At 59.1% G+C, this 26,455-nt stretch carries 23 protein-coding genes and 1 pseudogene; 15 read left to right on the top strand and 9 right to left on the bottom strand.

The window, feature by feature from the left end; genetic code table 11:
• Nucleotides 1–120: 120 nt before the first annotated feature.
• Nucleotides 121–2,358: a hypothetical protein gene (locus GH722_06245; GenBank protein MRG71358.1), complete on the bottom strand. Its 2,238-nt coding sequence runs from the start codon at nucleotides 2,356–2,358 to the stop codon at nucleotides 121–123.
• Between the two features lie 212 nt (nucleotides 2,359–2,570).
• Here GH722_06245 and rpmI point away from each other — a divergent pair, with 212 nt between their 5' ends.
• The 5 genes from rpmI (at nucleotide 2,571) to GH722_06220 (ending at nucleotide 8,074) form a co-directional block, all read left to right on the top strand.
• Nucleotides 2,571–2,774 carry a 50S ribosomal protein L35 gene (gene rpmI, locus GH722_06240; GenBank protein ID MRG71357.1) on the top strand — a complete coding sequence of 68 codons (204 nt, stop codon included), beginning with the start codon at nucleotides 2,571–2,573 and terminating at the stop codon, nucleotides 2,772–2,774.
• 18 nt (nucleotides 2,775–2,792) lie between these two features.
• Nucleotides 2,793–3,152, top strand: a complete 360-nt coding sequence (rplT, locus tag GH722_06235) for a 50S ribosomal protein L20 (protein ID MRG71356.1) — start codon at nucleotides 2,793–2,795, stop codon at nucleotides 3,150–3,152.
• 89 nt (nucleotides 3,153–3,241) lie between these two features.
• Nucleotides 3,242–4,318 carry a phenylalanine--tRNA ligase subunit alpha gene (gene pheS, locus GH722_06230; GenBank protein MRG71355.1) on the top strand — a complete coding sequence of 359 codons (1,077 nt, stop codon included), beginning with the start codon at nucleotides 3,242–3,244 and terminating at the stop codon, nucleotides 4,316–4,318.
• Complete coding sequence (locus GH722_06225) at nucleotides 4,315–6,720, top strand: phenylalanine--tRNA ligase subunit beta (GenBank protein ID MRG71354.1); 2,406 nt, start codon at nucleotides 4,315–4,317, stop codon at nucleotides 6,718–6,720. Before pheS ends, GH722_06225 begins: the two co-directional genes overlap by 4 nt.
• Before the next feature lie 160 nt (nucleotides 6,721–6,880).
• On the top strand, nucleotides 6,881–8,074 hold the full coding sequence (locus tag GH722_06220) for a Bcr/CflA family efflux MFS transporter (protein MRG71353.1): 1,194 nt from the start codon (nucleotides 6,881–6,883) through the stop codon (nucleotides 8,072–8,074).
• A gap of 6 nt (nucleotides 8,075–8,080) precedes the next feature.
• On the opposite strand, the gene GH722_06215 is transcribed toward GH722_06220, so the two are convergent.
• Nucleotides 8,081–9,007 (bottom strand): LysR family transcriptional regulator, encoded by a 927-nt coding sequence (locus GH722_06215; protein MRG71352.1) that lies wholly within the window; start codon nucleotides 9,005–9,007, stop codon nucleotides 8,081–8,083.
• Between the two features lie 94 nt (nucleotides 9,008–9,101).
• On the opposite strand from GH722_06215, the gene GH722_06210 reads away from it, so the two are divergent.
• Nucleotides 9,102–10,016 carry a PhzF family phenazine biosynthesis isomerase gene (locus GH722_06210; GenBank protein MRG71351.1) on the top strand — a complete coding sequence of 305 codons (915 nt, stop codon included), beginning with the start codon at nucleotides 9,102–9,104 and terminating at the stop codon, nucleotides 10,014–10,016.
• A 131-nt stretch (nucleotides 10,017–10,147) separates the two neighbouring features.
• On the opposite strand, the gene GH722_06205 is transcribed toward GH722_06210, so the two are convergent.
• Nucleotides 10,148–12,088 (bottom strand): hypothetical protein, encoded by a 1,941-nt coding sequence (locus GH722_06205; GenBank protein MRG71350.1) that lies wholly within the window; start codon nucleotides 12,086–12,088, stop codon nucleotides 10,148–10,150.
• A 117-nt stretch (nucleotides 12,089–12,205) separates the two neighbouring features.
• Nucleotides 12,206–12,334: pseudogene (locus GH722_06200) on the bottom strand (transposase).
• Between the two features lie 184 nt (nucleotides 12,335–12,518).
• Between GH722_06200 and GH722_06195 the strand changes: the two are divergent.
• The 6 genes from GH722_06195 to GH722_06170 all read left to right on the top strand — a co-directional run bounded on the left by GH722_06195 (nucleotide 12,519) and on the right by GH722_06170 (nucleotide 18,296).
• Entirely contained in the window at nucleotides 12,519–13,700 is a 1,182-nt protein-coding gene (locus GH722_06195) for an acetylornithine/succinylornithine family transaminase (protein MRG71349.1), read from the top strand.
• Nucleotides 13,697–14,602, top strand: coding sequence for an ornithine carbamoyltransferase (gene argF / locus GH722_06190; protein ID MRG71348.1), 906 nt, complete (start codon nucleotides 13,697–13,699; stop codon nucleotides 14,600–14,602). Before GH722_06195 ends, argF begins: the two co-directional genes overlap by 4 nt.
• Nucleotides 14,539–15,552 carry a molecular chaperone Hsp33 gene (locus GH722_06185; GenBank protein MRG71347.1) on the top strand — a complete coding sequence of 338 codons (1,014 nt, stop codon included), beginning with the start codon at nucleotides 14,539–14,541 and terminating at the stop codon, nucleotides 15,550–15,552. Before argF ends, GH722_06185 begins: the two co-directional genes overlap by 64 nt.
• 3 nt (nucleotides 15,553–15,555) lie before the next feature.
• Entirely contained in the window at nucleotides 15,556–16,158 is a 603-nt protein-coding gene (locus GH722_06180) for a hypothetical protein (GenBank protein ID MRG71346.1), read from the top strand.
• 9 nt (nucleotides 16,159–16,167) lie between these two features.
• Nucleotides 16,168–17,142: a hypothetical protein gene (locus tag GH722_06175; protein ID MRG71345.1), complete on the top strand. Its 975-nt coding sequence runs from the start codon at nucleotides 16,168–16,170 to the stop codon at nucleotides 17,140–17,142.
• A 92-nt stretch (nucleotides 17,143–17,234) separates the two neighbouring features.
• Entirely contained in the window at nucleotides 17,235–18,296 is a 1,062-nt protein-coding gene (locus GH722_06170; GenBank protein ID MRG71344.1) for a hypothetical protein, read from the top strand.
• 66 nt (nucleotides 18,297–18,362) lie between these two features.
• Here the strand turns inward: GH722_06170 and GH722_06165 are convergent, their stop codons facing one another.
• Nucleotides 18,363–19,193: a pyridoxal kinase gene (locus tag GH722_06165; GenBank protein MRG71343.1), complete on the bottom strand. Its 831-nt coding sequence runs from the start codon at nucleotides 19,191–19,193 to the stop codon at nucleotides 18,363–18,365.
• Between the two features lie 100 nt (nucleotides 19,194–19,293).
• Between GH722_06165 and GH722_06160 the strand changes: the two genes are divergently transcribed.
• Together GH722_06160 and GH722_06155 are read left to right on the top strand one after the other, a co-directional pair.
• Nucleotides 19,294–20,169 (top strand): CoA ester lyase, encoded by an 876-nt coding sequence (locus tag GH722_06160; GenBank protein ID MRG71342.1) that lies wholly within the window; start codon nucleotides 19,294–19,296, stop codon nucleotides 20,167–20,169.
• A 10-nt stretch (nucleotides 20,170–20,179) separates the two neighbouring features.
• Nucleotides 20,180–21,226 (top strand): hypothetical protein, encoded by a 1,047-nt coding sequence (locus GH722_06155; protein ID MRG71341.1) that lies wholly within the window; start codon nucleotides 20,180–20,182, stop codon nucleotides 21,224–21,226.
• Between the two features lie 3 nt (nucleotides 21,227–21,229).
• Here GH722_06155 and GH722_06150 read toward each other — a convergent pair whose 3' ends face one another.
• The 4 genes from GH722_06150 to GH722_06135 form a co-directional block, all read right to left on the bottom strand.
• Nucleotides 21,230–21,802 carry a hypothetical protein gene (locus tag GH722_06150; GenBank protein MRG71340.1) on the bottom strand — a complete coding sequence of 191 codons (573 nt, stop codon included), beginning with the start codon at nucleotides 21,800–21,802 and terminating at the stop codon, nucleotides 21,230–21,232.
• A complete protein-coding gene (gene dapE / locus GH722_06145) occupies nucleotides 21,799–22,950 on the bottom strand; it encodes a succinyl-diaminopimelate desuccinylase (protein ID MRG71339.1) in 1,152 nt (383 codons plus the stop codon). Before dapE ends, GH722_06150 begins: the two co-directional genes overlap by 4 nt.
• Complete coding sequence (gene dapD / locus GH722_06140; GenBank protein ID MRG71338.1) at nucleotides 22,950–23,810, bottom strand: 2,3,4,5-tetrahydropyridine-2,6-dicarboxylate N-succinyltransferase; 861 nt, start codon at nucleotides 23,808–23,810, stop codon at nucleotides 22,950–22,952. The genes dapE and dapD overlap by 1 nt, the downstream gene beginning before the upstream one ends.
• A gap of 68 nt (nucleotides 23,811–23,878) precedes the next feature.
• Nucleotides 23,879–24,598, bottom strand: a complete 720-nt coding sequence (locus tag GH722_06135; GenBank protein MRG71337.1) for a pyrimidine 5'-nucleotidase — start codon at nucleotides 24,596–24,598, stop codon at nucleotides 23,879–23,881.
• Between the two features lie 175 nt (nucleotides 24,599–24,773).
• Between GH722_06135 and GH722_06130 the strand changes: the two genes are divergently transcribed.
• Nucleotides 24,774–26,450 (top strand): diguanylate cyclase, encoded by a 1,677-nt coding sequence (locus GH722_06130; GenBank protein MRG71336.1) that lies wholly within the window; start codon nucleotides 24,774–24,776, stop codon nucleotides 26,448–26,450.
• The last annotated feature ends 5 nt before the right edge of the window (nucleotides 26,451–26,455 follow it).

Raw genomic sequence — 26,455 nt, 5'->3', positions numbered from 1 at the left:
AATCGTTTATAGCCCCGCCAGCCCGCCCGGCAAGTGGTACGAAAGGTCTGGCATACGGAAAGCCCTGTTTCGGTCCCCGGAAGGTGGTGCCCGGAGCAGGGAACTGATCTTATTTCCCGGTTACCCGACCATCCCGGACATACCGGCGGCCAGGAAGGACGCCAGAATAAGAGCAACGATCCGATGGATACCCGTATAGATCTGGGTGCCGATGCTCATGGTCTGGGTCAGCGCCCAGTGTTCCTCGGGGTTCAGGTCGACAAAGGGGATCGACATGTCGAGGCTGTAGAACAGACACCATCTCAGGCCCAGCTGTCGTCCGACCGGCGTCCAGTAGATGTACATCCCGCCGCCGACCATCAGCGCGAACAGCCAGAGCACGACGATCAGCACCTCATAGCCATACCCGATGAACAGCCAGGTAAAGGTCAGCCAGAGCCGGATGCCGATGGTGGTCGCATCATGGGTACGTTCATGATCGCGGAGCGCGTAGAGAATATCCTCGCCTTTTTCGGTCTGGCCGGTCTGACGCAGAATCCGGCCAAGCTGCTCATAAGGCTGCGGCATGAAGGCAAATTCACGGTCCTGCTGCATGCTGAGCCAGTCCAGCAGCCAGTCTTCATCACGGGCAGCCATCGTGCTGTCCCGGGTAGAGCGCAGCCCCCCGAGCCGTTCGTAGGTCAGGCCCACCAGATCGAGACGTCCGTTCAGATTGTCCCAGGCACTGGCGGTGTCCTGAATGGCCCCGGCGGTGACGTTACGCAGGATCAGATGCGCCTTGTCGGTCCAGATTGGCGGCGGGTGATTGATCGGGCCATCTGCCGTCCGGTCTTCTGCCGACAGCGGAGATGTCAGATGAAGTTCGCGGGCGATTGTCGCGTTGGTCAGGTCAAGCCGGCCATCAAAGGTGCTGCCGGTCAGCTGCAGGCTGTCGCCAATGGTCGCGGCGGACAGGTTTACGTCCTTGAAAGTAGACTCGTCTTTCAGGAAGGCACCGCCATTGATGTTGATGCCATAGAAATCGATCGGCTTCTCAAAGACCGCGCTTGCCGCTTCCAGTGATCCGGCAATCTTGGCCCGGGGGAAGCGGACGATGTCCTTGAACAGGGCTCCGTTTCGGATAATCAGTGTGCCGCCGATGGTCGCCAGATCACCAATGAACGGGCCATTGAAGGTCGAGGATTCCGCATTGACGTTCCGGCCGATGGTCGCACTGGCCATCCGGACTTCGTTGAATGTCGATTTCTTGTCGAGCAGCACGGAACGTTCAATTTCAGCACTCGACAGGTTGAACAATCCCTCGAACCGGCTCGAATCCGCATAGACGTTACCCTGCACCAGGGCGGAATCGAGAGTGACGATATCCCGGAAATGGGAACCACCGCGCAGGTTTACCGAGCCTTCAACCCGGCTCAGTGTCATGTTCAGCGGGCCGCTGAAGGTTGCGCCGACAGCCGTGATATTGAATCCGAACCGGCTGGAGGCCATCAGCACGGCATTCATGCGGGATCCGTTGAAGGTCGCGTTTCGGCCGACATCCGCATTGTTGAGACGGAAAGTGCCGTCAAAAATCGACTTGTTGGCTTCGATATTGCCCATCACCCGGGCACCGGTTAGCCGGACATCTTTCTCAAACCGCGAGCCATTTGACAGCAGCAGGTCGCTGGCAAGTTGCAGCGCGTAGCCTTCCAGACGTTCACTGACAACGGAGCCGATGATGGCAAGAATGCTTTCCGACCGGAAGCGCACGAAGATGCCACCCTTCTCCAGCCGCGAATAACCGAAGATCAGCGGGCGATGGAGCTGTGAATCATTGAGGCGGATTTCGTCGCGAATCCGGGCGCAGTAAATTTCGATGCCGCGGTCATGCAGCAGTCGCTTGTAAAGTGGCTGGCGGATCATCGTCTGGATGAAATTCGCCGACAACTCAGCCTCGACGGGATAGTAGTCGGGGCGGGAGGCGCGACAGGTGAACTTCCGGCCATATTTCTGTTCGTAATAGACCCGCATGTCGATGCGTTCGCCGAGACAGGCGCGCTCTTCCCAGGCCCAGATTTCCTGCGGTGTCCAGTCAAAGCCGTCCGGCAGTTTCAGTTCACACTGGCTGTAGGACAGCAGTGGCGGCAGCACCTCGACACGGGACAGATTGGCCGGGTTAAAAGTGGCACCACCGGTGGAGGTCCGGGGTTTCTTCTCCGGCGTCTCTTCGCTGGCTTCCTGTTCGGTCGGCTGGGTACTGGATCCGCCGAGGGCATCATCGTCAATGGACTGGCCAAAAGCCGTCGTCGCGAAAAGCCAGACCATGCCGAAGACGGCCACGATCTGAATAACTGGTCCCCTGAATGAAATCTCCCTCATACCGGGACATTAGCAGACCTGTTAACAGCGGCAAGTGGCAAGCTTTGTTCTTCACAGGATCCTGTAATTTATCGCCACAGAGGAGATGCGCGGCTTGCAAGGCCGGGGGTGCAGGGCTATAACCCCGCGTTCCGCGCCGAAGGGGCCTATTGGGTATGCCTCCCGGCAATGTGATAACGGCTTTCAAGCCCTTGAAAATAATGGAGTTTCAAATGCCCAAGATGAAGACAAAGTCGAGCGCCAAGAAGCGTTTTCGCACGACCGGGACGGGCAAACTGCGCCATAACGTCGCCGGTAAACAGCATGGTATGATCAAACGCACCAATAAATTCATCCGGTCCGCCCGCGGCACCGACATCGTATCCGCCGTGGACGAGCGCATCATCAAGCGCAACTTCATGCCGTACGATCGCTGAGCGGAAAGGATTATTTAAATGGCACGCGTATCACGGGGCGTCACAAGTCACGCCCGTCACAAGAAAGTCCTGAAGCTCGCCAAGGGTTATCGGGGTCGTAATTCAACCAACTTCCGCATCGCGCTGGAAAAGGTCGAGAAGGGCCTTCAGTACGCCTATCGCGACCGTCGTGCGAAAAAGCGGACATTCCGTCAGCTCTGGATCACCCGCATCAATGCCGGTGTCCGTCAGCACGGTATGACCTATTCCCAGTTTATGAACGGCATGAAGCTCGCCGGGATTGAGCTGGACCGCAAGGTGCTTGCCGACATGGCAGCGCTGGAGCCGGAAAGCTTCAAAGCCCTGGTCGACACCGCCCGGGCCGCGATCGCCGAATAAATCCCGCCTTAACCAGGCAGGATCGGAGACCAAGGGGCCGGCCGCCTAAGCCGGCCCCTTTTTTTATTTTTTACCGGACAGAGAAAACGATGAGCAGCATCGACGATCTGAGACAGGAACTCGCAACCGCCGTTGATCAGGCCGCCGACCTCAAGGCGCTCGAAGCCATTCGCATCGACGCGCTGGGCAAGAAGGGTCGCATCACCGACATGATGAAAAGCCTCGGTGGTATGGACCCGGATGCACGCCGCGAAGCCGGACAGTCGCTGAATGCGCTGAAAACCGAGATTGCCGCCGCCATTGAGGGTCGCAAGACAACGCTGGAAGATGCGGAACTGGAGCAGCGTCTGGCTGCTGACCGGATTGATGTGAGCCTGTCATCGCGCCCGGAAACGGATGGCCGCCTGCATCCGATCAGCCAGACTTATGATGAAGTTGTGTCGATTTTTGCCGAACTGGGATTCACCGTCGCCGAAGGTCCGGATATCGAAGATGATTTCCATAACTTCACGGCGCTGAACATTCCGCCGGAACATCCTGCCCGTCAGATGCATGACACGTTCTATCTGCCGGAAAAGGAAGATGGCTCACGCATGCTGCTGCGGACCCATACCTCTCCGGTTCAGGTGCGTACCATGCTGTCGCAGAAGCCGCCGATTCGGATTCTGGTGCCGGGCCGCACTTTCCGTTCGGACAGCGACATGACCCATACACCGATGTTTCATCAGTTCGAAGGGCTGGTGATCGACAAGGCCACCCATATGGGTCACCTGCGCGGTTGCCTGCTGGATTTCTGCAAGGCCTATTTCGAGGTTGATGACCTGCCGATGCGGTTCCGCCCGAGTTATTTCCCGTTCACGGAGCCCAGTGCCGAAGTCGATATCGGCTGTTCGCGGGCTGGCGGTGAACTGCGGATCGGCGCCGGTGACGACTGGCTGGAGATTCTCGGCTGCGGCATGGTGCATCCGAAGGTGCTGGAATATTGCAATCTCGACCCGGCTGAATATCAGGGCTTTGCCTTCGGTATGGGGCTGGAGCGGATGGCGATGCTGAAATATGGCATTCCCGATCTTCGCACCTTCTTCGACAGCGATCTGCGCTGGCTGCGTCATTACGGTTTTGCGTCGCTGGATGTACCAACCATGAGCGGGGGGATCAGCCAATGAAGTTCACATTATCCTGGCTGAAGGATCATCTGGAAACCGACGCCACTGTTGAGCAGGTTGCCGAACAGCTCACCATGCTCGGCCTGGAGGTCGAGGAAATCGTTGACCGTGCTGCGGCACTTCAGGGTTTCACCATCGCCTATGTCCGGGAAGCCCGGCAGCATCCGAATGCTGACCGGCTGCGGGTCTGCGACGTGGAAACCGCTGATGGCATGGTTCAGGTTGTCTGTGGTGCGCCGAATGCACGCACCGGCATGAAGGGTGTCTTTGCGGCCTCCGGCATGGAAATTCCGGGGACGGGTATCACCCTGAAGCCGTCGAAGATCCGGGATGTCGACTCAAACGGCATGCTCTGCTCTGAGCGTGAGCTGATGATTTCCGACGAACATGACGGCATCATTGATCTGCCCGGGGACGCGCCGGTTGGCATGTCCGCCGTGGAATATATGGGTCTCGACGACCCGATGATCGAAATTGCGATTACCCCGGACCGGGGTGACTGCCTTGGTGTGCGCGGTATTGCCCGTGATCTGGCGGCGGCGGGTCTCGGAACCCTCAAGCCGCTCGATACCAGCGCGGTAAAAGGCAGTTATGTCAGCCCGGTCGGCCTGTCACTCGACAAGCTGGCGGCGACACCGGATGCCTGCCCGATGTTTGTCGGCCGTCATTTCACCGGCGTGAAGAATGGCCCCAGCCCGGACTGGCTGCAACGCCGCCTGACGGCTATTGGCCTGCGCCCGATCTCGGCGCTGGTGGATATCACCAACTATGTCTCCTACGATCTTGGCCGGCCGCTGCATGTCTTTGATGCAGATACGCTTTCGGTCCGGATTGCCCCCCGGCTGGCAAAGGAGGGAGAAACCTTTGTCGCTCTCGACGACAAGGAATATGTCCTGAACGATGAAGTCTGTGTCATTGCCGACGATGCGAAAGCCCACGCCATTGGCGGCGTTATGGGCGGGGTGGAAAGCGGCTGCACGGACGAGACCGTCAATGTGTTTCTGGAAGTCGCGACCTTTGATCCCATCCGCACGGCGATGGCGGGGCGCCGGCTGGGTATCGATTCCGATGCCCGTTACCGGTTTGAGCGCGGTGTGGACCCGGAATTTCTGATCGACGGTGCTGAAATTGCGGCCCGGATGATTCTGGACTTCTGCGGTGGCGAAACCTCCGAATTGCTGGTTGCCGGATCACCGCCGGAATGGAAGCGCAGCTATGCATTCAGGCCCTCCCGTGTGGCGGGACTTGGCGGACTGGATGTGCCGGAAGCGGAAAGTGTCAGTATTCTGGAGACCCTCGGCTTCATCGTTGCGAAGGCCGGGGAGGCGATCAGCGTCTCACCACCGTCCTGGCGCTGGGATGTGCATGGCGAGGCCGATCTGGTTGAGGAAGTCCTGCGGGTTAAGGGATTCGACAATATCCCGGCGGTTTCACTGCCCCGCGAACAGACCATCCCGACACCGGTGCTGACCCTGAAGCAGCGCCGCCGGGCAACAGCCCGTCGGCTGCTGGCGTCGCGTGGCATGCATGAATGTGTCACCTGGTCATTCATGCCGCGTGCTCTCGCGTCGCTTTTCGGCGGTGGACAGGATGCCCTGATGCTGGCCAACCCGATCTCGTCGGATCTCGACAGCATGCGCCCGTCGATCCTGCCGAACCTGATTGACGCCGCCCGCCGGAATGCGGCCCGTGGCATGGGTGATCTCGCGCTGTTTGAACTCGGCCCGCAATATGCCGGTGATCAGCCTGACGATCAGGCCATCGTTGCCGCCGGTGTCCGCACGGGAGATATGGTTGGCCGCCACTGGTCCGGTGCCCGCCGCGCCGTCGATGCCTTTGACGCGAAGGCGGATGTGCTGGCAGCGCTGACAGCGATTGGTGCACCGGCAGACCGGTTGCAGACAGACCGGGATGTCCCGGGCTGGTATCATCCGGGCCGGGCGGGCCGTCTGTCACTGGGGCCGAAGAACACGATTGCGGTGTTTGGTGACATTCATCCCCGCGTTCTCAAGGCGCTGGATATTTCCGGTCCGGTTGTTGCGTTCGAGATCTATCTCGACAATCTGCCGGAGCCGAAATCGAAGGATGTCCGCACCCGTCCGCTGCTGAAGGCCTCCAGCCTGCAGGCGGTTGACCGGGATTTTGCCTTCATCGTCGATGAGGATGTTCCGGCAGAAAAGGTCGTCCGGGCGGCGCTTAGCGCAGACCGGAAGCTGATCGTGGCTGCGGATGTCTTTGACGTCTATCGTGGTGAGAATATCGGCGCGGACCGCAAGTCACTGGCACTCAGCGTGACCCTGCAACCGGTTGAAGCAACCCTGACCGACGAACAGATCGACAAGGTTGCGGCTGCCGTTGTCAGCAATGTTGCGAAGCTGACCGGCGGCGTTCTGCGGGGGTAACCGGACCGGGTTTGGCGGTCCGTGATATGCAATATGGTCAACCCTGACCTGCGGTTCCGCGGTCCGGGTTGACTTCATTTCTGGCCGGGTGTTTACAGCCGTTCAGTCTTTGAGGCTGTATCGACCGGACAGAACTCTCTCGGGATCATTCATCGTGCCTATCGGTTTTTACAGAACGGCAGCCATACTGGGTTTGCTGGCCAGTGTCGGGCCGTTCGCTATTGATATGTATCTGCCGGCGCTGCCGACAATCGCAGCGGACCTCGGGACGACCGTCGCCGGGGTACAGATCACCCTGACGGCCTTTTTCATTGCCTTCGGTACGGCACAGATGGTGTACGGCCCGTGGTCCGATCAGGTCGGTCGCAAGCTGCCGCTTTATGTCGGGTTGCTGATCTTTATCGCCGGGTCGCTGGGCTGTGTGGTGTCGCCGTCAATCGAATGGCTGGTTGCCAGCCGGTTCCTGCAGGGCATGGGTGCCGCCGTTGTCATGGTGATGCCGCGCGCCATCGTGCGTGATCTCTATACCGGGACAAAGGCAACGCGCCTGATGTCATCGATCATGCTGGTGATCAGCGTTTCACCAATGCTGGCACCGCTGGCCGGAAGCCTGCTGATTCTGTCTTTTGACTGGCATTCGATCTTTCTGGTGCTGGCGGTCGGGGCTGTCATCAGCCTGCTGCTGGTCCGCTTCTCCCTGACCGAGACGCTGCCGCAATCAGACCGGGTGCCGGTCAATGTCCGGAACATGGTGCATGGCATGAAGGTTTTGCTGACCGACCGGATGTTCCTGGGGCTGACCTTCATCGGCGGTTTCAGCATGGCCAGTTTCTTTGTCTTCATCGCCAGTGCGTCCTTTGTCTATACCCAGCAGTTCGGGCTGACACCGATGCAGTTCAGTCTGGCCTTTGCGATCAACGCAGCGGGATTCTTCGGTGCCTCCCAGTTCGCCGCGACACTGGGCGACCGGTTCGGGATGGAGCGGGTGGTCGCAATGGCTGTTGTCGGTTTCTTTATCCTCACATCGACCCTGCTGATGGTCACTCTGGCCGGTTATGTTTCGCTGCCAATCGTGGTTGGTTTCCTGTTCTGCGCGAATGCCTGCCTCGGACTGGTGATCCCGACGGCGATGGTGCTGGCACTTGATGCACACGGGCATATTGCCGGGCTTGCCTCATCGCTGGGGGGCACGCTGCAGATGGTCTGTGGCGGTGTGATGATTGCCATTGCCAGCCAGTTCTTTGACGGCACCACAACGCCGATGGTGTTCGCGATTGCGGTCTGTGGCTGGTGTGTGCTGACCATCCGGCTGTTCCTGTTTGCCGGTCGCAACAGGGCGCGTGGTCTGACCTGATCCGGGTTACGGGTGGGCGTCAGTTGTCCGCCTGACTTCCTGTTTCAGCCATCTGAGCAGCCGGGCATGACGCTCGGTCGCTGCAAAGGTCGGGCTGCAGACCAGCCAGTAGGCGGACCGCATGGGAACGGCCTTGTCCAGTGGCTGCAGAAAACCTGCGCGGATGTCAGCTTCGACCAGCAGGGTTCTGCCAAGACCGATACCTGCCCCGGCAATCGCTGCCTGCAACATCAGGTCGGCGCGGTCGAAGGTCTGGCCGGGTGTGAAGTCTGCCGGGGCAGGCCCGGCGCCGTCGAACCAGGCCTGCCAGCTGAAGCCGGTATCATCGGTCTCTCCCCGGCGGTCTCCCAGAAAGGTCACGTCCCGTGATGCCGCCAGCGTGGCGATATCGCGTCCGTTCAGGTCATAACCCGCTGCGGCGACCGGTTGCAGGCGACAGGCGGCAAGCCGGGTGGCATGTAATCCGGGATAGGGGCCGTGCCCGAAACGAATGGCGGCATCTGCCTGCCGGCGGCTGAAATCAACCAGGCCGTCTGAAACATCTATGGCGATATCGAGACCGGTCGTCGCGGCGCGGGGAAGGGCGGGCAGCAGCCATTTCATCGCCAGCGATGAGGGCAGGGACAGCCGGATCACGTCGCTGTCCCGGTTGCGCCGCAGCTGATCGGTCGCGGCCTCCCATTCTGCCATTGAACGGGTCGCGGCGGCACAGAGAATTTCCCCGGCGTCGGTCAGGTTCAGTTTTCGCGTGGTCCGTTCAAACAGGGGGATCCCCAGCGCCTCTTCCAGTCCGCGCACCCGGTGGCTGATTGCCGACTGATGGACGCCGAGCCGCTCCGCCGCCTTCGAAAAGCTGCCGTCGCGGGCAATGGCGGCCAGAAAGGCGGTTGCCTGTGACAGCTTTTCCGGGATTCCGGGATCATCATAATTCATGAGGAAAACACATGTTTATATGAGTCGATATAGCCCAGTTCATAAGATATCAGAATATTTAATTGAGTGATATACATGAAATATGGAGACGAAAATGCCCGATGCCGCGTTATTGAAGAAATCCATCTCCGTGGGTGTTGTGAATGCCTTTGTCGTTGACGGACAGGGCGGCAACCCGGCGGGTGTTGTGCTTGATGCCGATGATCTGAGCGAAACTGACATGCAGGCGGTTGCCGCCCGGGTCGGGCTGTCAGAGACCGCTTTTGTCTCGCGGTCTGATATCGCCGGGTTCCGGCTGGATTTCTTCACGCCAAACCGCCGTATCCCGCATTGCGGGCATGCCACCATCGCGACCTTTTCCCGGCTTGCGGAACTGGGCCGGGTGACAGATGGCGAGACCTCAAAGCAAACGGTTGATGGCCCCCGCAAAATCTTCATCCGTGATGGCATGGCCTACATGGAACAGCTTGCCCCGGTTTATCGCCGGTCTGATGACTGGGTGACGGAGGGTGTCTCTGCCAGTCAGGTGCTGGCCTCGGTCGGACTCGCCAGCGACCGGGTTGATCCGCGATTTCCGCCCGTCGTTGTCAGTACCGGCAATGGCATGATGTATGTCGGCGTCCGGTCTGGCGCTGATCTGCGCGACCTTGTGCCGGATATGGCCGCTATCTCGGACATCAGCGAGAAACTGGACCTTGTCGGCTATTACATCTTCACAACAGATCCCGGGGCGACCGGTGAGGATGCGACAGCCCGGATGTTCGGCCCCCGTTTCGCGATAGAGGAAGAAGCCGCAACCGGCATGGCCGCCGGCCCTCTGGCCTGTCTGCTGCATGACAGCCTGCCGGAGAAGAAGGCGACCTGGATTATTGAGCAGGGCCATTACATGACACCGCCCTCACCCAGCCGGATAACCGTGGAGCTTGACCGGGACGGCGACCGGATCACCGGCCTGCTGGCCGGGGGCCATGGCAGATTGATGCGGGAAATGACAGTCACGCTGGATTAGGCCGCAGACTCATTAAATCGCAGCCAAATTCTGATTGCGGTGATCATCGGTCCGTCACTGAAGCGCTGCTTCCTGCCGAAGAAGCAGCAGGAAACCCAGGAACAGAGGATCGGGGCGGTAGGGGAGGTCCCTTACCGTACCCGGTCCAGCCGCTCCTCGTAAGTCGAGCCGTCCGCGCGGGTCCAGAGGATGGCAGCGCAATTGTGGTTCTTCGCGTAGGCGCGCAGCTCGGTCATATCACGGAAATACCGGTCGATGGTGCCCTCGCGGGTCTTCTCGTATTTCCATTCGATAAGCTGGCTGGTTGCCTGCGGTTCAGCCTGTTCAAAGAAAACACCGGCAAGATGGTTGGTCTGCTGCTTGCCGATGGACCTGAGCTTTTCCAGTTCTCCACGGGTGACGGCCTCCATGCGGATGATCGAACCGATGATGGCGCCTTCATGACCGTCGATGACGTCGGCATCCGGATTGCCGGTGCATTTCTTCACCCGTGACGGCGACAGCATCGGCAGGCGGACGACTTTCACGCCGCGGCACTTGATCTCGTAGATACGATCGCCGTCGAAGGCCCCGCCCGGGTCACAATTGGCCATGTTCTGTGGGGCGGAGGTGATACTCGAGGCCGCCATGTAGACGGCGATCATCGGTTCCCGCGGTGCCGTGGTTTTCGCCACCTGCAGGCTGGAGCTGCCGGCACTGCGGCCGGATGAAGTGGAGGTCGTGGAGGACGATGTGCCGCTTCGCGTTGCCGACAACTGGTTCCGCTGCGCCTGGAGCCGGGCTCGGTGGTTGGCCATCGCCTGGGCCTGCAGTTGTGCAACCCGCCCGGCGGCCTGGTCATGACGTTGCTGCAGCGTGCTTTGGATTCCTTGCAGGCTACGCATCAGGCTTTGCATCTGGGCGCGTTCGCGCTGCTGATTGGCCCGCTGCTTTGCGTGGGCTCGAGCGGTGTAGTCGGCTCCTTCAAACAGGTACTCTGCCCGGTCCACTGCAATATTGATCTCTCGCGCCGCCGGACCGCTCTGTTTCAGGGCATTTTCAAGCGACCAGCGCTTTATACCGTGGGTCTTTTCAAACAGTGCATCTTCCTGATCGGATATCTGTTCGTACCGCTTGATGAGCGCGTCCGGATCGTAGTCGGTCAGGATCTTGTTGTAGCATTCAGCCCGCCGGAGCGACTGGTTCCCGGCGTCATGGTAATCATGGATGCGATGATAGTTGTATGCGAGCTGGTGGCCGAGGTCGGGACATTTCGCCTTCTTGATCATGTTGTTGACCGTCAACGGCGTCAGTTCCTCTCTGATGAACTGCCAGTAGGCATTATTGTCATCCCGGGCGAGTTCCTTCTTTCTCTTGTCCTCGTAGATGACCTCATCCATCGCGGCGAAATTCTGTTCATATGCTGTTGCCGGATCCTTGAGTGCAGCGAAGGCATCCGCCCCGTACAGGATCCGTTCCACGTGCTTCTCGACCCCGCGGAAATTGGCGATTTCCAGACCCATTTGCCAGTACTTGAACTTTGTACCGGCCGTGATGTTGTCCCGGAAGCTCTTTATGGTTTTCCGTCGGTGTTCGAGTGATCTGTCAGTACTTGAGCCAAAGATGTACTGCTTCTTGGCCAGAGTGGTGATGTTGTACTGGACAGAACTCCACATCCAGTCGGTGACATACCACGTCTTCCCGTCAGGCCCGGTTTCGCGGCGGGCATCGCCAAAACTGAACCCCCTGAGGCTCGTCGATACTCCCGGTTTTTCGTCGAACCAGACTTTTACCTCGAGATTGTAGATTTTCTTCGGATCGAACTTTTCCTTCGGTGAAGGCGAATGGGCGATCTGGTAGATGTAGTTGTCGCCATTAATCCGCAGCCTGAGTTGCACCGGACCACCGTTGTTGTCACAGCCATTACAAGCCCGGCGGGTGATAGGCGGAGTGACAGCATCAAACAGCACGATTTCATCAGGCTCTGTTGCGGGTCCTCCAACCGGCTGGTCAGGAAGCGACGGAGTGTTCGTGGTCTGACAGGCAGACAAAAGAATAGCCATGCCGATGGCAAGGGTGGACAGACGGATCATGAAGGGAAATTTCCTCGACGGTCGAATGAGTGATTGCATGCTGCACGCACACCGTTCAGGAAATGTTGCCCGAACAATATATTTTTGGCAAGAAACCGGACAAGGTTTTCCCCTTCAGCTGCTTCCGCCGATCATCTGGACATCGCCATCATGCGCCACCGTGATCGCGTCCATGATGCGGTCCCAGACACCGGCCTTCGTCCAGCGGCGGAAGCGGTTGTAGCATGTCGTCGGCGGGCCATACCGGCCGGCATCCCGGAACGACATGGTTCAGGGGCTTTATCTGTCTGGCCCGGGTAAAGCCGGTGCCCGGCAGGATGGCCCGACCTAATTGACTTAAACCGCTAACCCGCAGATACTCTCGCCCTTCGTGTGGCGCGGCCCAATGGGCCGCGTTTTCAGTTTAGTCATTGTATGAGGAGTGTGTGTTGTGACATCTGCCGTGATGCCGACCTATGCGCGGTTCGACCTGGAGTTCGACCGGGGTGAAGGCTGCTATCTGTATACGGTGGACGGGCGACGATTCCTCGATTTTACATCCGGCATTGCGGTCAATGCCCTTGGTCATGCGCATCCCCATCTGGTGAAAACCCTGCAGGAGCAGGCGGGCAAGCTCTGGCATGTTTCGAACCTGTACCGGATTCCGGATCAGGAACGGCTGGCGGAACGGCTGGTCGCCCATTCCTTTGCTGACTACGCGTTCTTCTGCAATTCCGGTGCCGAGGCGCTGGAATGCGGGATCAAGATGGCGCGGAAGCATTTCTATGATAAGGGCCAGACCGAGAAATACCGGGTGATCTGTGCTGACGGGTCCTTCCATGGGCGGACACTGGCGACCATCTCTGCCGGTGGGTCTGCCAAGGTGAAGAAGGGCTTTGATCCGCTGGTCGATGCCTTTGACCATGTGCCTTTCGGCAATATGAACGAGCTGCGCAATGCCATCACACCGCAGACGGCGGCCATTCTGGTGGAGCCGATTCAGGGTGAGGGCGGTATTCAGGTGGGACAGCTGGATTACCTCCGGGCGCTGCGTGAGACGGCGGACGAGTTCGGTATCCTGCTGCATTATGATGAAGTCCAGTGCGGCATTGGCCGGACCGGCAAGCTGTTCGCCTATGAATGGGCGGGCAAGGCGGCGCCGGATATCATTTCACTGGCCAAAGGGCTTGGCGGCGGCTTCCCCGTGGGGGCCTGTCTGGCGACCGCAGATGCCGCTTCCGGCATGACGGCGGGTGCGCATGGCACCACCTTCGGCGGCAACCCGCTGGCGATGGCGACTGCGAATGCGGTGCTTGATGTGGTGCTGGGCGATGGCTTCCTCGACCATGTTGACCGTACTGCGCGGGCGCTGTGGGATCAGCTGACTGATCTGCAGAAACGCTATCCCACGGTGATTGAACAGGTCCGTGGCGCGGGCCTGATGCTGGGTCTGAAATGTGTTGTCGATTCCGGCAAGTTCATCGCGACGATGATGGATAACCAGATGCTGGCTGTCGGTGCGGCAGATAATGTCGTGCGCCTGCTGCCGCCGCTGATCATGGGTGAGGCCGAGGCAGAACAGGCGATGGCTGCGCTGGAAGCCACTTGCAAGACACTGGCGGCAGAAGCATGAGCAGCGTGAAGCACTTCCTGGACCTGGACAGGTTCGAGGAAGGTGAGTTGCGGCAGATGCTTGATCTGGCCGTGGCTCACAAGACCGGCACAACCCCCAACCCGCGCCCGCTGGTTGGCAAGACCCTGGCGCTGATTTTCGAGAAGCCCTCGACCCGGACCCGTGTGTCCTTTGATGTCGGGATGCGCCAGCTTGGCGGTGATGTGGTTGTCTTGTCACCCGCAGAGACCCAGCTTGGCCGGGGCGAGACGGTGGCTGATACGGCGCGGGTGCTGTCCCGGTATGTCGATGCCATCATGATCCGTACCGACAAGGAATCGAAGCTTCTGGAACTGGCGGAATATGCGTCGGTGCCGGTTATCAATGGCCTGACCGACCGGACCCATCCCTGTCAGCTGATGGCGGATGTGATGACCTTTGAGGAACATCGCGGGCCGATTGCGGGCAAGTCGATTGCCTGGGTTGGCGACGGTAACAATATGGCAACCAGCTGGGTTCAGGCGGCGGTGAAATTCCGTTTTGATCTGCGCATGGCCTGCCCGGAAGAGCTGTCGCCCCCGCAGGAGGTGCTGGACTGGGCCGAGAACCATCAGGGCCGGGTGTCGGTTACCACCGATCCCGCGAAGGCACTGGCCGATGTGGACTGTGTTGTCACGGACACCTGGGTTTCCATGGGTGACCGTGATGCAGCCGTTCGTCAGGACCTGCTCAGCCCCTATCAGATCGATCAGGAGAAAATGGGTCTGGCCCGCAATGATGCGATTTTCATGCATTGCCTGCCGGCACATCGTGATGAGGAAGTCACCGCTGACGTGATCGATGGTCCGTCTTCAGTGATCTGGGACGAGGCGGAAAATCGCCTGCATGCACAAAAAGGGATTCTGGCCTGGTGTCTGAGCTGACAACAGTCGGTACGCCGATCCGGGTAACACCGCCAACCGGTGAGGATGTTGTCCGCCCCTTCATCATTGAGGCGGGCAATGTCCGTGGCCGTATCACGCGCCTGAATGCCTCCCTGCATCAGGTCCTCAGCCGGCATGACTATCCGGAACCGGTCTCGTATCTGCTGGGTGAGACGCTGGTGCTGTCGGTGCTGCTGTCGTCGGCGCTGAAATATGACGGCAAGTTCATCCTGCAGATGAAGGGTGAGGGTGCGGTCTCGATGCTGGTTGTCGATGTGACCAGCGAGGGCGAGGTTCGTGGCTACGCCCGGTTTGACGAGGAAGCCCTGGCGGCGGTTGATCCCGCAGCCATCGAGGCGGCCCCGGTCATGGCTTTGCTCAAGGGCGGATATCTGGCTTTCACTGTGGATCAGGGCCCGGATACGGATATCTATCAGGGTATTGTCCCGCTGGAAGGTGACCGGCTGGCCGATTGCGTGCTGGATTACTTCCAGCGTTCGGAACAGATTGAAACAGCGGCTGAAATCGCGGTCGGGCGGACCCCGTTCGGAGAATGGGTCGGCTGTGGCATGATGTTGCAGCGTCTGCCGACGGAAACCCTGCCGAAAGGTGTTACAGTCGAAGAAGCCGAAGATGACTGGGCCCGGCACCGCCTGCTGATGAGCAGCCTGAAGGCAGAAGAGATGCTGGATCTGCAACTTACCGGGATTGATCTGATCTGGCGGCTGTTCAACGAAGATGATGTGCGTGTGGCTGATGAGCGGCCTGTTTCGGCGCGGTCAGAATGCTGCCGCAATCGCCTGTTATCAGCTATGATGTCATTCGGAAAAGATGACATTGACGATATGATGGAAGAAGGCCGCGTCACCGTCACCTGCGAATTCTGCCGTGCGGATTTCCAGTTCACACAGGCAGAGCTTGAATCACCGGCCGACACAAATCAGGAGTAGACCATGATCCGTCTTATTGCCTCCCGCCGCCTTCCGATGTTAATGGCCGGTGTGATTGTTGCCGTACTGGCGGGTTGCACGGCGGCACCGAAGGGTCCGTCCTACCCGGATATCCGCTTCACACAGCAGCCGCAGATCAGTCTGTCTGCTTCTGCCATTGATATCTCGACGACTTACCGGGCGCCGCTGACCGATCCGAATGTCGACCACCGGTTTCCGGTATCGCTGACGGATACCGCCCGTAACTGGGCGCAGGACCGGCTGAAAATGGCCGGCGGCCCGAACCGTGTGCGCTATAATATTGTCGACGCCTCGGCTGTCGAAGAGAAGCTGGATGGCACAAAAGGCATCAAGGGTGCTTTCACTACCGACCAGTCGGAACGTTATACGGCACAAATCAGCGCAACCCTTCAGATCATCAACGCCAATGGCAATGTTGTCGGGGAAGTCGAGGTGGCCGTGAAACGGTCGCATACGGTGGCTGAGAACTACACCGTCAACCAGCGCAACCAGATCTGGTACGACATGACCCGTGACCTTGCCCGCGACCTTGATGAGCGGATGAGCGCGGAGATCAACAAGAACCTCGGCCCCTATCTCCAGTAAGCAGCGACGATGCGGCCTGTCCGGAAATGGCTGACCGCCCTGCTTGCGGTGGCCTGTCTTCTGGCGCTGACGGTCCCGCCGTCAGCCGCTGACTCGCTGGACCTGACCGTCAAACCGATACCGCTGTTTCGTGATGACCTGTCGCGGACTGAACTTGGCCGGCTGATCTGGCGGGGCGGGCTGGACCTTACGTCGTCAGACCGCCGGTTTGGTGGTCTGTCGGCCCTGGCTATCCGCCCGGACGGGAAAGAGATTACAGCCTTTTCCGATCACGGTTTCTGGGTGGTGATGACACCGGATTATCGTGATGGGAAACTGGTCGGCATATCGAAAGCGGAACTGGGCGTGCTGGCGGATGAACGGGGACATCCGCTGGAACGCAGTTCGCAGCGTGATGCGGAATCTGTCGCGGTTGGTGTCGACGGGGCGATGATTGTTGCCTTTGAGCGCAATCACCGGCTCTGGGCCTATCCGCCGGGTCAGGTGTTGCCATCGGTGATCCCGCCACCGGATGAAATTGGTGATGCCCCGTCAAATGGCGGCATTGAGGCGCTGACTTTGCTGCAGAACGGCAAGCTGTTTGCGGTTACCGAGGACTTTGGCCGTGGTGACAGCGTGGTCGGCTGGATCAGTGACCGGAAGGGATGGGATGTCGTCACTGTACGCACATCCGGTACCTTCAAGCCAACCGGGGCGGCAACCCTGTCCGGCGGCGATGTGCTGTTGCTGGAGCGGCGATTTGGCCTGCGGGGCGGCATCGGATCACGGATCAGGCGGTTGTCGCAGGACAGCATCCGGGCCGGTGCCGTGATCGACGGGCCGGAGATCGCCCGGCTCGATGCAGGTGCGACCTTCGACAATATGGAAGGTATCGGCACCTGGGTGACGGAAGACGGACGGCAGATGGTTTATCTGGTCTCCGACGACAATTATTCCGCCCTGCAACGCACTTATCTCATGTTGTTTGAAATGGCCGCGGACTGACCCGTTAACCCTGTTGGTTGATTCATTGGGTCGAATCTCGGGCCATATGTTAACATCCGGTTAAGATTTCAGCTTTTCCGGAGCGTTATCGCTTGGTTGAAACGGTGCTCAATAACAGCGGCCTCCTGCCGACGGTATCCAATTCGCTGATTCTGGATTCACTCCGGATCTCGTTTCAGGAACGTCTGGAGGAAACGTCGGCGACGAACGCCGCGGCGTTTGAGCGCCAGTCCACGGTTGCCGAGGAAGAGCAGCAGCGGCTGCAAACCCTGAAGATCGACGCCATTCTGGCGGAATCCGCGATCGAGATTGCACTGAACAATGCCGATGAAATCCGGCCCCTGCTGTTCCAGCTGAAAATCGATGTCGAGAATGCTGCGAATGACCCGGATTTTTACGCCAGCCGTTTCGACGACACGCTGGCCGAGATATTTTCCATCGCCTCATCGGGTGAGCTGAGCGGCAATGTCGGGCGTGCCACATTTCAGAACAACCAGACAACCTATGCCTTCGACCAGTTCGGCCACACCCGGACGGTCACCGGGTCTTTTCTGGCCAGTGATTATTACGTCACGAATGATGGTGGCGGGCTGTTCATCCCGGAATTCAACTCGGATTCACTGCGCCTTTACGAGTCCTATCCCAATGACAGTCTGGGAGATGCCTTTTCCGTCAAGGGTGTACAGCTGGACAGTTTTGACGGCACGAATGTCGGCTTCACGGTGGATGCCGGGCTGGCGTCAGAAACGAGCTATACCGGAACAGTGAACCGTGGTGGTCTCGGTGTTCTCAATGCTTTCTTTTATGATTTCTCGACCGGGGCCGGGCGCACGCTGGCCGCTGCCGATGTGGCGACGGCACGTGAGATTTTCGAGCGTGAGGTGCTGCGTCTCGAATCCGAACAGACACAGGCGCAAAACGCGGCAGACCGCATTGATGCCCTGATTGAAGACAAGCAGGAAGAAGTCTTCGACCTGCTGCGTGAAGCGGCGCTCGCCGGATTTGAGAATCAGGCCGGCGTACAGGCTGATTTTCAGCGCGCCGTGTTTGTGCTGAATTCACTGGCCAGCACGCAATCCAACTACACCGATTTCTATCAGCCTTTTCTGGGCGGCAACAAACTGACGGGCCTGCTGATTGATACCTACGCATAGGCAGCCCGGCTTATGCCTCTCCAGGGGCCATGAGACAGGAACCTGCGGTAACGTCCGCCGGTGCGGCTAAAGCGTGGTTCGCTCGACCATTGTCAGATCAAGTGCCGGATTGCTGGCCGGGTCGAGCACCATCAGTTCATCGGCCTTCAGCTGTTCGGTCAGCCGCAGCGCCATGTAAAGTCGCCCGATGGCCGCCTGACAGCTGTCAGCCGGTGCCATGCCGCTGATGATTCCGGCCAGCAGATGCCCGGCAAACAGATCGCCGGTCCCCTTTACATCGACCGAGATCACGGGGGTCGTCATCAGGGTGGCGCTGTCGGCGGAAACCAGCAGCACCCCGGTCCGGTCGGCAGCCACCGGTGCGGTGGTTACGGCGATGACTTTCGGGCCGCCACCAATCAGGCTGCGGGCGGCGGACAGGGCGGCTTCGGCTGTGTCGGTTGGCATGCTCGTCAGAATGCCAAGCTCGAAGGCATTCGGGGTCATGATGTCGGCCTGTGGGGCAAGCTGGTCACGAATGGCGCTGATCACATCCGGCTGCACATAGATTCCGGTATCGAAGTCACCAATGACCGGATCGCAGAGCCAGGGGGCGCCCCGGCGCAGATAACGTCGTGCGGAGAAGACCGGTTCGGCATTTCCACCACTGCCGAGATATCCCGACAGCAGACCGTCAATGCGGTCGAACAATCCGATATTCGCCAGCGCCTCAACCATTTCCGACAGAACCTGAGTCTCCTCAATGCGACCACACCAGGGACCATATCCGGGATGATGGGCAAGGCGGGTGGTGTTCAGCGGGATGACTTCACATCCGACGGCGGCCAGAGGAATGGTGAGCGCAGAATTTCCGACGCGCCCGTAGGCGACGGCGGAATGCAGGGAGAGTATTTTCAAAACGGAAAGCCAGTTTCACGGTTGGCGCAGGGGATCAAGCATGGCACATCTTCTCGCGCATTACATAGTGCTGCAATGAACAATTACCGGAGAATTTCCTATGGCTGCCACTGCCCGTCCCCGTCGGTCCGTCCTTTACATGCCGGGCTCGAACGCCCGCGCGATGGAAAAAGGCCGCAGCCTTGCCGCTGACGGTCTGATTCTCGATTTCGAGGATGCGGTTGCGCCGGATGCCAAGCTGGAAGCACGCAGGCTGGTCGCCGAAGCACTGGCCGGTGGCGGCTATGGCCTGCGGGAGATTCTGGTGCGCACCAATGGTCTGGAGACGGAATGGGGACAGGGCGATATTGCCGCTGTGGCGAAGATGCCGGCGCAGGGTGTGTTGCTGCCGAAGGTGGAAAGCGGCGATATGGTGCGCAAGGCCGAGGCCATTCTGGATGCCAGCGGTGCTCCGAAGGACATGGCCATCTGGTGCATGATCGAGACACCGCTCGGGGTTCTGAACGCGCTCGATATCGCCCGTTCAACGCCCCGTCTTGGTGGCTTTGTCATGGGAACATCGGATCTGGCGAAAGACCTGCATTGTCTGCATACGCCTGAGCGGATGCCGTTCATGACCTCGCTTAATCTCAGCGTCCTCGCCGCCCGGGCCTACGGGCTTGCCATTCTTGACGGCGTGTATCTCGATCTTGCGGATGATGAAGGCTTTGTCGTTTCCTGCCGTCAGGGGCTGGAACTGGGATTTGACGGCAAGACGCTGATCCATCCGAAAACCATTGATGCCGCGAACGCGACCTTTGGCCCGACGGAGGAGGAAGTCACCTGGTCATACCGGATAATCGAAGCCCATGCAGCGGCGGCGGCCGAGGGCAAGGGCGTTGTGGTCGTTGGCGGCAAGCTGGTCGAGAATCTGCATGTCGAGAATGCCCGGCGGGTTGTCGGGCTGGCCGACATGATCACGAAGATGCAGTCCTGAGGAATCCATCATGACCAAGACCTCCACCGGCAATTTTTTCGAAGATTTCACACCTGGCCAGCAGCTGATCCATGCAACGCCCCGGACACTGACCAGTGGTGACGCCTCGCTCTATACCGCCCTATATGGCAGTCGCTTTGCCCTGCAATCCGCTGACAGTTTTGCCGCGACCTGCGGTCTGTCACAGGCGCCGTTGGATGACCTGCTGGTCTTCCATACCGTATTCGGCAAAACCGTACCCGATGTCTCCCTGAACGCGGTGGCCAATCTTGGCTATGCCGAGGGACGGTTCGGAGTTCCCGTTTATCCGGGAGACAGTCTGACGGCGTCGTCGGAGGTGATCGGCCTGAAAGAGAACTCCAGCGGCAAGACCGGGGTGGTTTATGTACGGACCACCGGCCGTAACCAGCGGGGTGAGGAAGTGCTGTCCTATGTTCGCTGGGTCATGGTGCAGAAACGGGATCCGGCCAGTCCGGCCCCGTCAGCGCTGGTGCCTGAACTGGCAAAGACTGTCAGTGCAGACAGTCTGGCAGATCAGTCCGGATTTTCCGGTAAAGGTTATGATCCGTTGATGGCCGGATCGCCCCACCTGTTTGAAGATTATGCCGCGGGTGAGAGAATCGATCATGTCGATGGCATGACGGTTGAGGAAGCCGATCACATGATCGCAACCCGGCTGTATCAGAACACGGCAAAGGTTCATTTCGATCAGCATGCAGCTTCGGGCAACCGGTTTGGCAGGCGGCTGGTTTATGGCGGGCATGTCATCAGTCTGGCACGCGGCCTCAGCTTCAACGGTCTGGAGAACGCACAGCGGATCATCGCCATCAATGGTGGCCGCCATGTCGCGCCGATTTTTGCCGGTGACACGGTCTATGCCTGGACAGAAGTGCTGGAGACGGCACCGCTGCCGGGCCGCGATGACCTCGGCGCGCTGCGCCTGAGACTGGTTGCAGCGAAGAACCATCCCTGTGTTGATTTCCCGGGGGCTGAGGAGGCCCATGACGCTGTCGTTCTCGATTTTGACTACTGGGTGGCGATTCCGCGCAGGGCCTGACGGTCAGTAGATCAGCATCGCCTTGATCTGAAACAGCGACACGGCGAGGAGAATCTCAAACCCGACCAGTGCGACGGCGACCGGTATGGTAACGTCCAGTGCTGTCCGGGCGATATAGCCACCCCAGACCACCAGAGTGACGATTGCCACGAAGCTCACCAGGTTGATGAAGCCGGCCGGCAGCAGACCGGTCTGGCCGACCGTTTCGATGGCGACGAGAATGGCAATCTGCAGGACGCCCGCCCAGTTATAGGCGACGATGTAGAGAACGTAACGGTTCAGGCGGTCCAGCCGCTCGGCGATATGCCACATGACCAGCGGGTAGGCGACCCAGCTCAGAACGTAATGGATGGCGGTTACCGACAGAAACCGGAAGGGATGAACCTCCAGTTGTTCTGTGCCCGGATCAAACCGTCCGAGAACAAAAATTCCGGGCAGAATGAAAACCGCCGCCCAGAAGGACATGAAGAATCCGCGGCGACTGGTGTCCAGAAAGCTGTAGCCGGAGGTGTCCAGACGCAACAGGCGGCCAACGCCGTGAATTGCCGCGGTCACCTCGGGCAGGGTGATCATCATGAGTGGAAAAAACGATCAAGCATCCGCCGGTAGATTTTTGCCAGCGCCTCGATATCCGAGACATCAGCCTGTTCATTCACCTTGTGCATGGTCCGGCCGATCAGCCCAAACTCGGCGACCGGGCAATAGTGGTGAATGAACCGGGCATCCGACGTTCCACCGGTTGTCGAGAGTTCAGGTTTGCGGCCCAGAACATCCTCAATCGCGCCACTCATCAGATCGCTGAGCATACCCGGCGGCGTGATGAAGCTTTCACCGGAAACCTCGACCCGGAAATCGTACTTTCCGCCGACTGAATCCAATTTTTCGCGACACCATTTGATCAGGCTGGCGCTGGAATGCATATCGTTGAAGCGGATATTGAAGACCGCACTGGCGCGGGACGGGATGATGTTTGTCGTCGGATTGCCAACATCAACCGTCGATATCTGCAGGCTGGACGCATCGAAATGCTCATTGCCGTCATCCAGTGGCTCGGAAATCAGGGCATCAAGCATCCGGACCAGTCGCGGGATCGGGTTATCGGCGAGATGCGGATAGGCAATATGACCCTGGGTGCCGTGGACAGTGATATAGCTGTTCATTGAACCGCGGCGGCCGATCTTGATCATGTCACCGAGATCGTTCGGGTTGGTCGGCTCACCGACAACACAGAGATCAAATTTCTCGCCCCGGTCGTTGGCCCATTTCAGCAGCTTGACGGTGCCATTGACCGAGGGGCCTTCCTCGTCACCGGTGATCAGGTAGCTGATGCTTTCATCAAAGCCCGGATTATCGGCCAGAAAACCCGAAGTCGCGGCGGTGAAAGCGGCAATCGCCGCCTTCATGTCTGCCGCACCCCGGCCATACAGAACACCGTCGCGGATGACAGCGGCGAAGGGATCATCATCCCAGGCGCCTGCATCGCCGACCGGCACCACATCCGTATGCCCGGCAAAACAGAAGTTCCGGCCACCGGTGCCGATGCGGGCATAGAGGTTCTCGACGTCCGGCGTGCCCTCCTCCGAGAAGGAAACCAGATGGCCCGTGAACCCCAGATCCTCCAGCTGTGTCTTCAGCGTGGTCAGTGCCCCGCCTTCAGCCGGTGTGACACTGGGGCAGCGGATCAGGGTCTGTGAAAACGCGACCGGATCGACGATGACGCTCATTATACGCCGCGCAGCAGCTCGTTGACGGATGTCTTTGAGCGGGTCTTTTCATCGACACGCTTGACGATAACCGCACAATACAGGCCCGGTCCGGCTGTTCCGTCCGGAAGTGGCTTGCCCGGGGTTGTGCCTGATACGACCACGGAATAGGCCGGTACGCGGCCATACATGACCTCGCCGGTGGCGCGATCGATGATCTTGGTTGAAGCGCCGATATAGACACCCATGGACAGCACCGAGCCTTCTTCGACGATGACACCCTCTGCCACTTCGGCGCGGGCACCGATGAAGCAGTTATCTTCGATGATGACCGGGTCGGCCTGCAGCGGCTCCAGCACGCCGGCGATACCGGCACCGCCGGAAATGTGACAGTTTTTGCCAATCTGGGCACAGGAACCGACGGTCGCCCAGGTGTCGATCATCGTGCCTTCATCGACATAGGCACCAAGATTGACGAAAGAGGGCATCAGCACCACGTTCGGCGCGATATAGGCGGATTTGCGTACCACGCAGTTCGGCACGGCGCGGAAACCGGCGCTGGCGAACCGGGCATCATCCCAGCCGGAGAATTTCGAGGGCACCTTGTCGTACCAGACGCTGTCGCCCAGTCCATCATTTGTCGGGCCACCATTGATGACGGTGGTCGGGGTCAGGCGAAAACTCAGCAGAACAGCCTTTTTCAGCCACTGATTGACGACCCAGCCGCCGGCACCTTTTTCCGCTACACGGGCGGCACCGGAGTCCATCAGACCAAGCGCGGATTCCACGGCGTCACGGATTTCGCCACCGGTTGTGGTGCTGACACTGTCGCGGTTGTCCCAGGCCTTTTCGATAATCGCCTGAATTTGTGCATTGCTCATGATCTGAATCGCTCTCGTCTGTGAAGGTTTCTGCGGCGGCGGGAGAGTGGCGGAACCGGCAATCCCCGTCAAGTCGGGTGGCTGTTCAGACTGTCGATTGCCTGATCCAGCCAGACCTGTAGATTGTCAATTTCGTGGTCGATATAATCGACGTCGCCTTCCGGATGCGCCCAGCGGGTGTCTGTTTTCAGGAACACGGTCTGCATGCCCAGTGCCTTGGCCGGTTTCAGGTTCTTGGCGATATCTTCAAACAGGATGGCCCGTTCCGGGATGATCGCATGACTGGCAATCAGCCGGGCATAAGGCGCAGGATTTGGTTTCGGCAGATAGTCGGCGGCGACGATGTCAAAAATATCCTCGAAATGATCTCCGACCCCCAGTGCTGCCATGACACCCCGGGCGTGATGGACTGTGCCGTTGGTGAAAATCAGCCGCCGTCCGGGCAATTTCGCCAGGGCAGCCCCCAGCTCCGGCAGGCAGGGCAGGACCGAATGGTCGATGTCATGCACGAAATCGAGAAAGTCACCGGGGGTAATGCCGTGATTGTCCATCAGGCCGCGCAGCGTGGTGCCATGCTCCCGGAAATATTTTTTCTGGAGGATGAAGGCCTCATCCTCCGACATGCCGAGAGCCTGAGCGATGAAGGCTTTCATGCGAACGTCAATCTGCGCGAACAGATTGCATTCCGCCGGATACAGCGTGTTATCGAGGTCAAATATCCAGGTATCGATTGTTTTCAGGTTTTCCATGGTCTGCCCTCGTCTGTCCTGTCGGAAGGGTTTTATCATTTGTCATCACAAGAATATTGCCATTCTGCATCAGGATTGCGATAGGTTCCTTGCGGGGAGCGGGAAATCGGCAAATGCTGTTGTCGGTTCGGATCTGATAAAACAAGGGTAGGGGGTGCATCCGGAGGCTGGTTGCCGGGTTGCCGGTGGATAGTTTCGGTTCACTATAGCAGGTATGAAGGTCAACACGGACTTCATCGACAATTTTCCGGGACCGGCAATCGTCATCAATGACGAGGCGACGATTCTGCGCGCCAATCAGGCAGCAGAAGATCTGGCGAAACAGCTGAGCGATGCCGAGGCGCCGGAACTGATGTCCGTTCTGCGCACGGCGGTGGCCACGGGTCAGACCGGTGTCTTTGATATTTCCTTCGATCCTATCGAGGGTCGCCGGGCCGTTTACAGCCTGACGGTTGTGCCGACTGAGGAGCCGCGCGGGGCCCTGCTGCTGGCTCAGGAAGCGACACTGGAACGAAATCTGTCGAAGGCCCTGAGTGATTCCCGCCAGCGTTATCGTGATCTGGTCGAGATTTCGAGCGACATGGCCTGGGAAACGAATGCCGCAGGCCAGTTTATCTTTGTTTCGCCGAAAGGTGGCTTCGGGTATGAGGCCGCGGACATAATTGACCGGCATTACACGGAGTTTCTGTGCAACAGGAGCGATGAAGATGCCACGCTGGTTTTTGAAGCCCGGTCGCAGGTCGATGATGTGGATGTCTGGCTGAAGGCGCAGAATGGTGAAGAACGGCTTGTCCGGATCGCGGCGACGCCGGTTACCTCTGACTCCGGGGACTGGGCTGGTGTACGCGGGGTTTGCAGCGACATCACGGTCCGTCACCAGCAGGAATCGGCACTGACCCATTCGCAGGTGCGCGAGGAATTGCTGACTCATATCGTGCGGACCATCCGCGACGAGGTTGAACCATCGAACATGCTGGTTGCCGCCGCTCAGGCAACGGCCCGGTCGGTTGGTGCCATTGGCTGCCGGGTTTATCGTACCAATCAGGCCGGCAGTTTTTCCTGTGTCGCCGAGTATGGTGCCCTGGGAGACGACTCTCCGCTGGAAAGCGTCGTCAACAGGTTGCGTCATCAGAAGCTGACGGTTCAGGACGAGGTCGGCTCTGTTCAGGCGTTGGGTGTCGTGACGTTCAACAATCAGGGTCAGAACGGGGCGATTTGTCTGTGGCGGCGGAAGTTTGATCCGGATGACCCGGTTGCAACCCGTCCCTGGGACGATGATGAGAAGCTGCTGATTGTCGATATTGCCAATCAGATGGGTATCGCGCTGGAGCAGATCGCCAGTCATGAACGAATCATCACCCTGTCGCGCACTGACAGTCTGACTGGCCTGCTGAACCGCCGGGCATTCTTTGACGAGCTGGAACGCCGGTTTAACCGTCTTGCGCGAAGTGCGACAAGTTCGGCTCTGGTTTATGTCGATCTGGATAACTTCAAGCTGGTCAATGATGTCCACGGCCATCAGCGCGGAGATTCTGCCCTGATCAAGCTGCGGGATGTGCTGATCGGCGGGACACGCCCGACAGATCTGATCGGGCGGCTGGGTGGCGATGAATTTGCCATCTGGCTTGAGAATATTGATCTGCCGGGTGTGCAGAGCCGTGCTGACGCCCTGCTTCGGGCAGGCAAGGCGTTGCAGGTTTTCTCCGGGAAACGTGACAAGCCGCTTGGCCTGTCACTTGGCATTGCGCTGGCAACCGCCGACCGGAACGAAAATCTGAAACAGCTTATCGCCCGGGCAGATGCTGCGATGTATGAGGTAAAGCGGACGGGTAAGGGTAATTACTATATCGACGGCTCGAACGGACCGTCCCATGCTGTTTCCGAAGAATAGAAGTC

It is taken from the genome of Alphaproteobacteria bacterium HT1-32 (assembly GCA_009649675.1).
Lineage (GTDB): Bacteria > Pseudomonadota > Alphaproteobacteria > Rhodospirillales > HT1-32 > HT1-32.
Note: the sequence above shows the minus strand (reverse complement) of the source record. Positions and strands in the feature narration are given on the sequence as shown.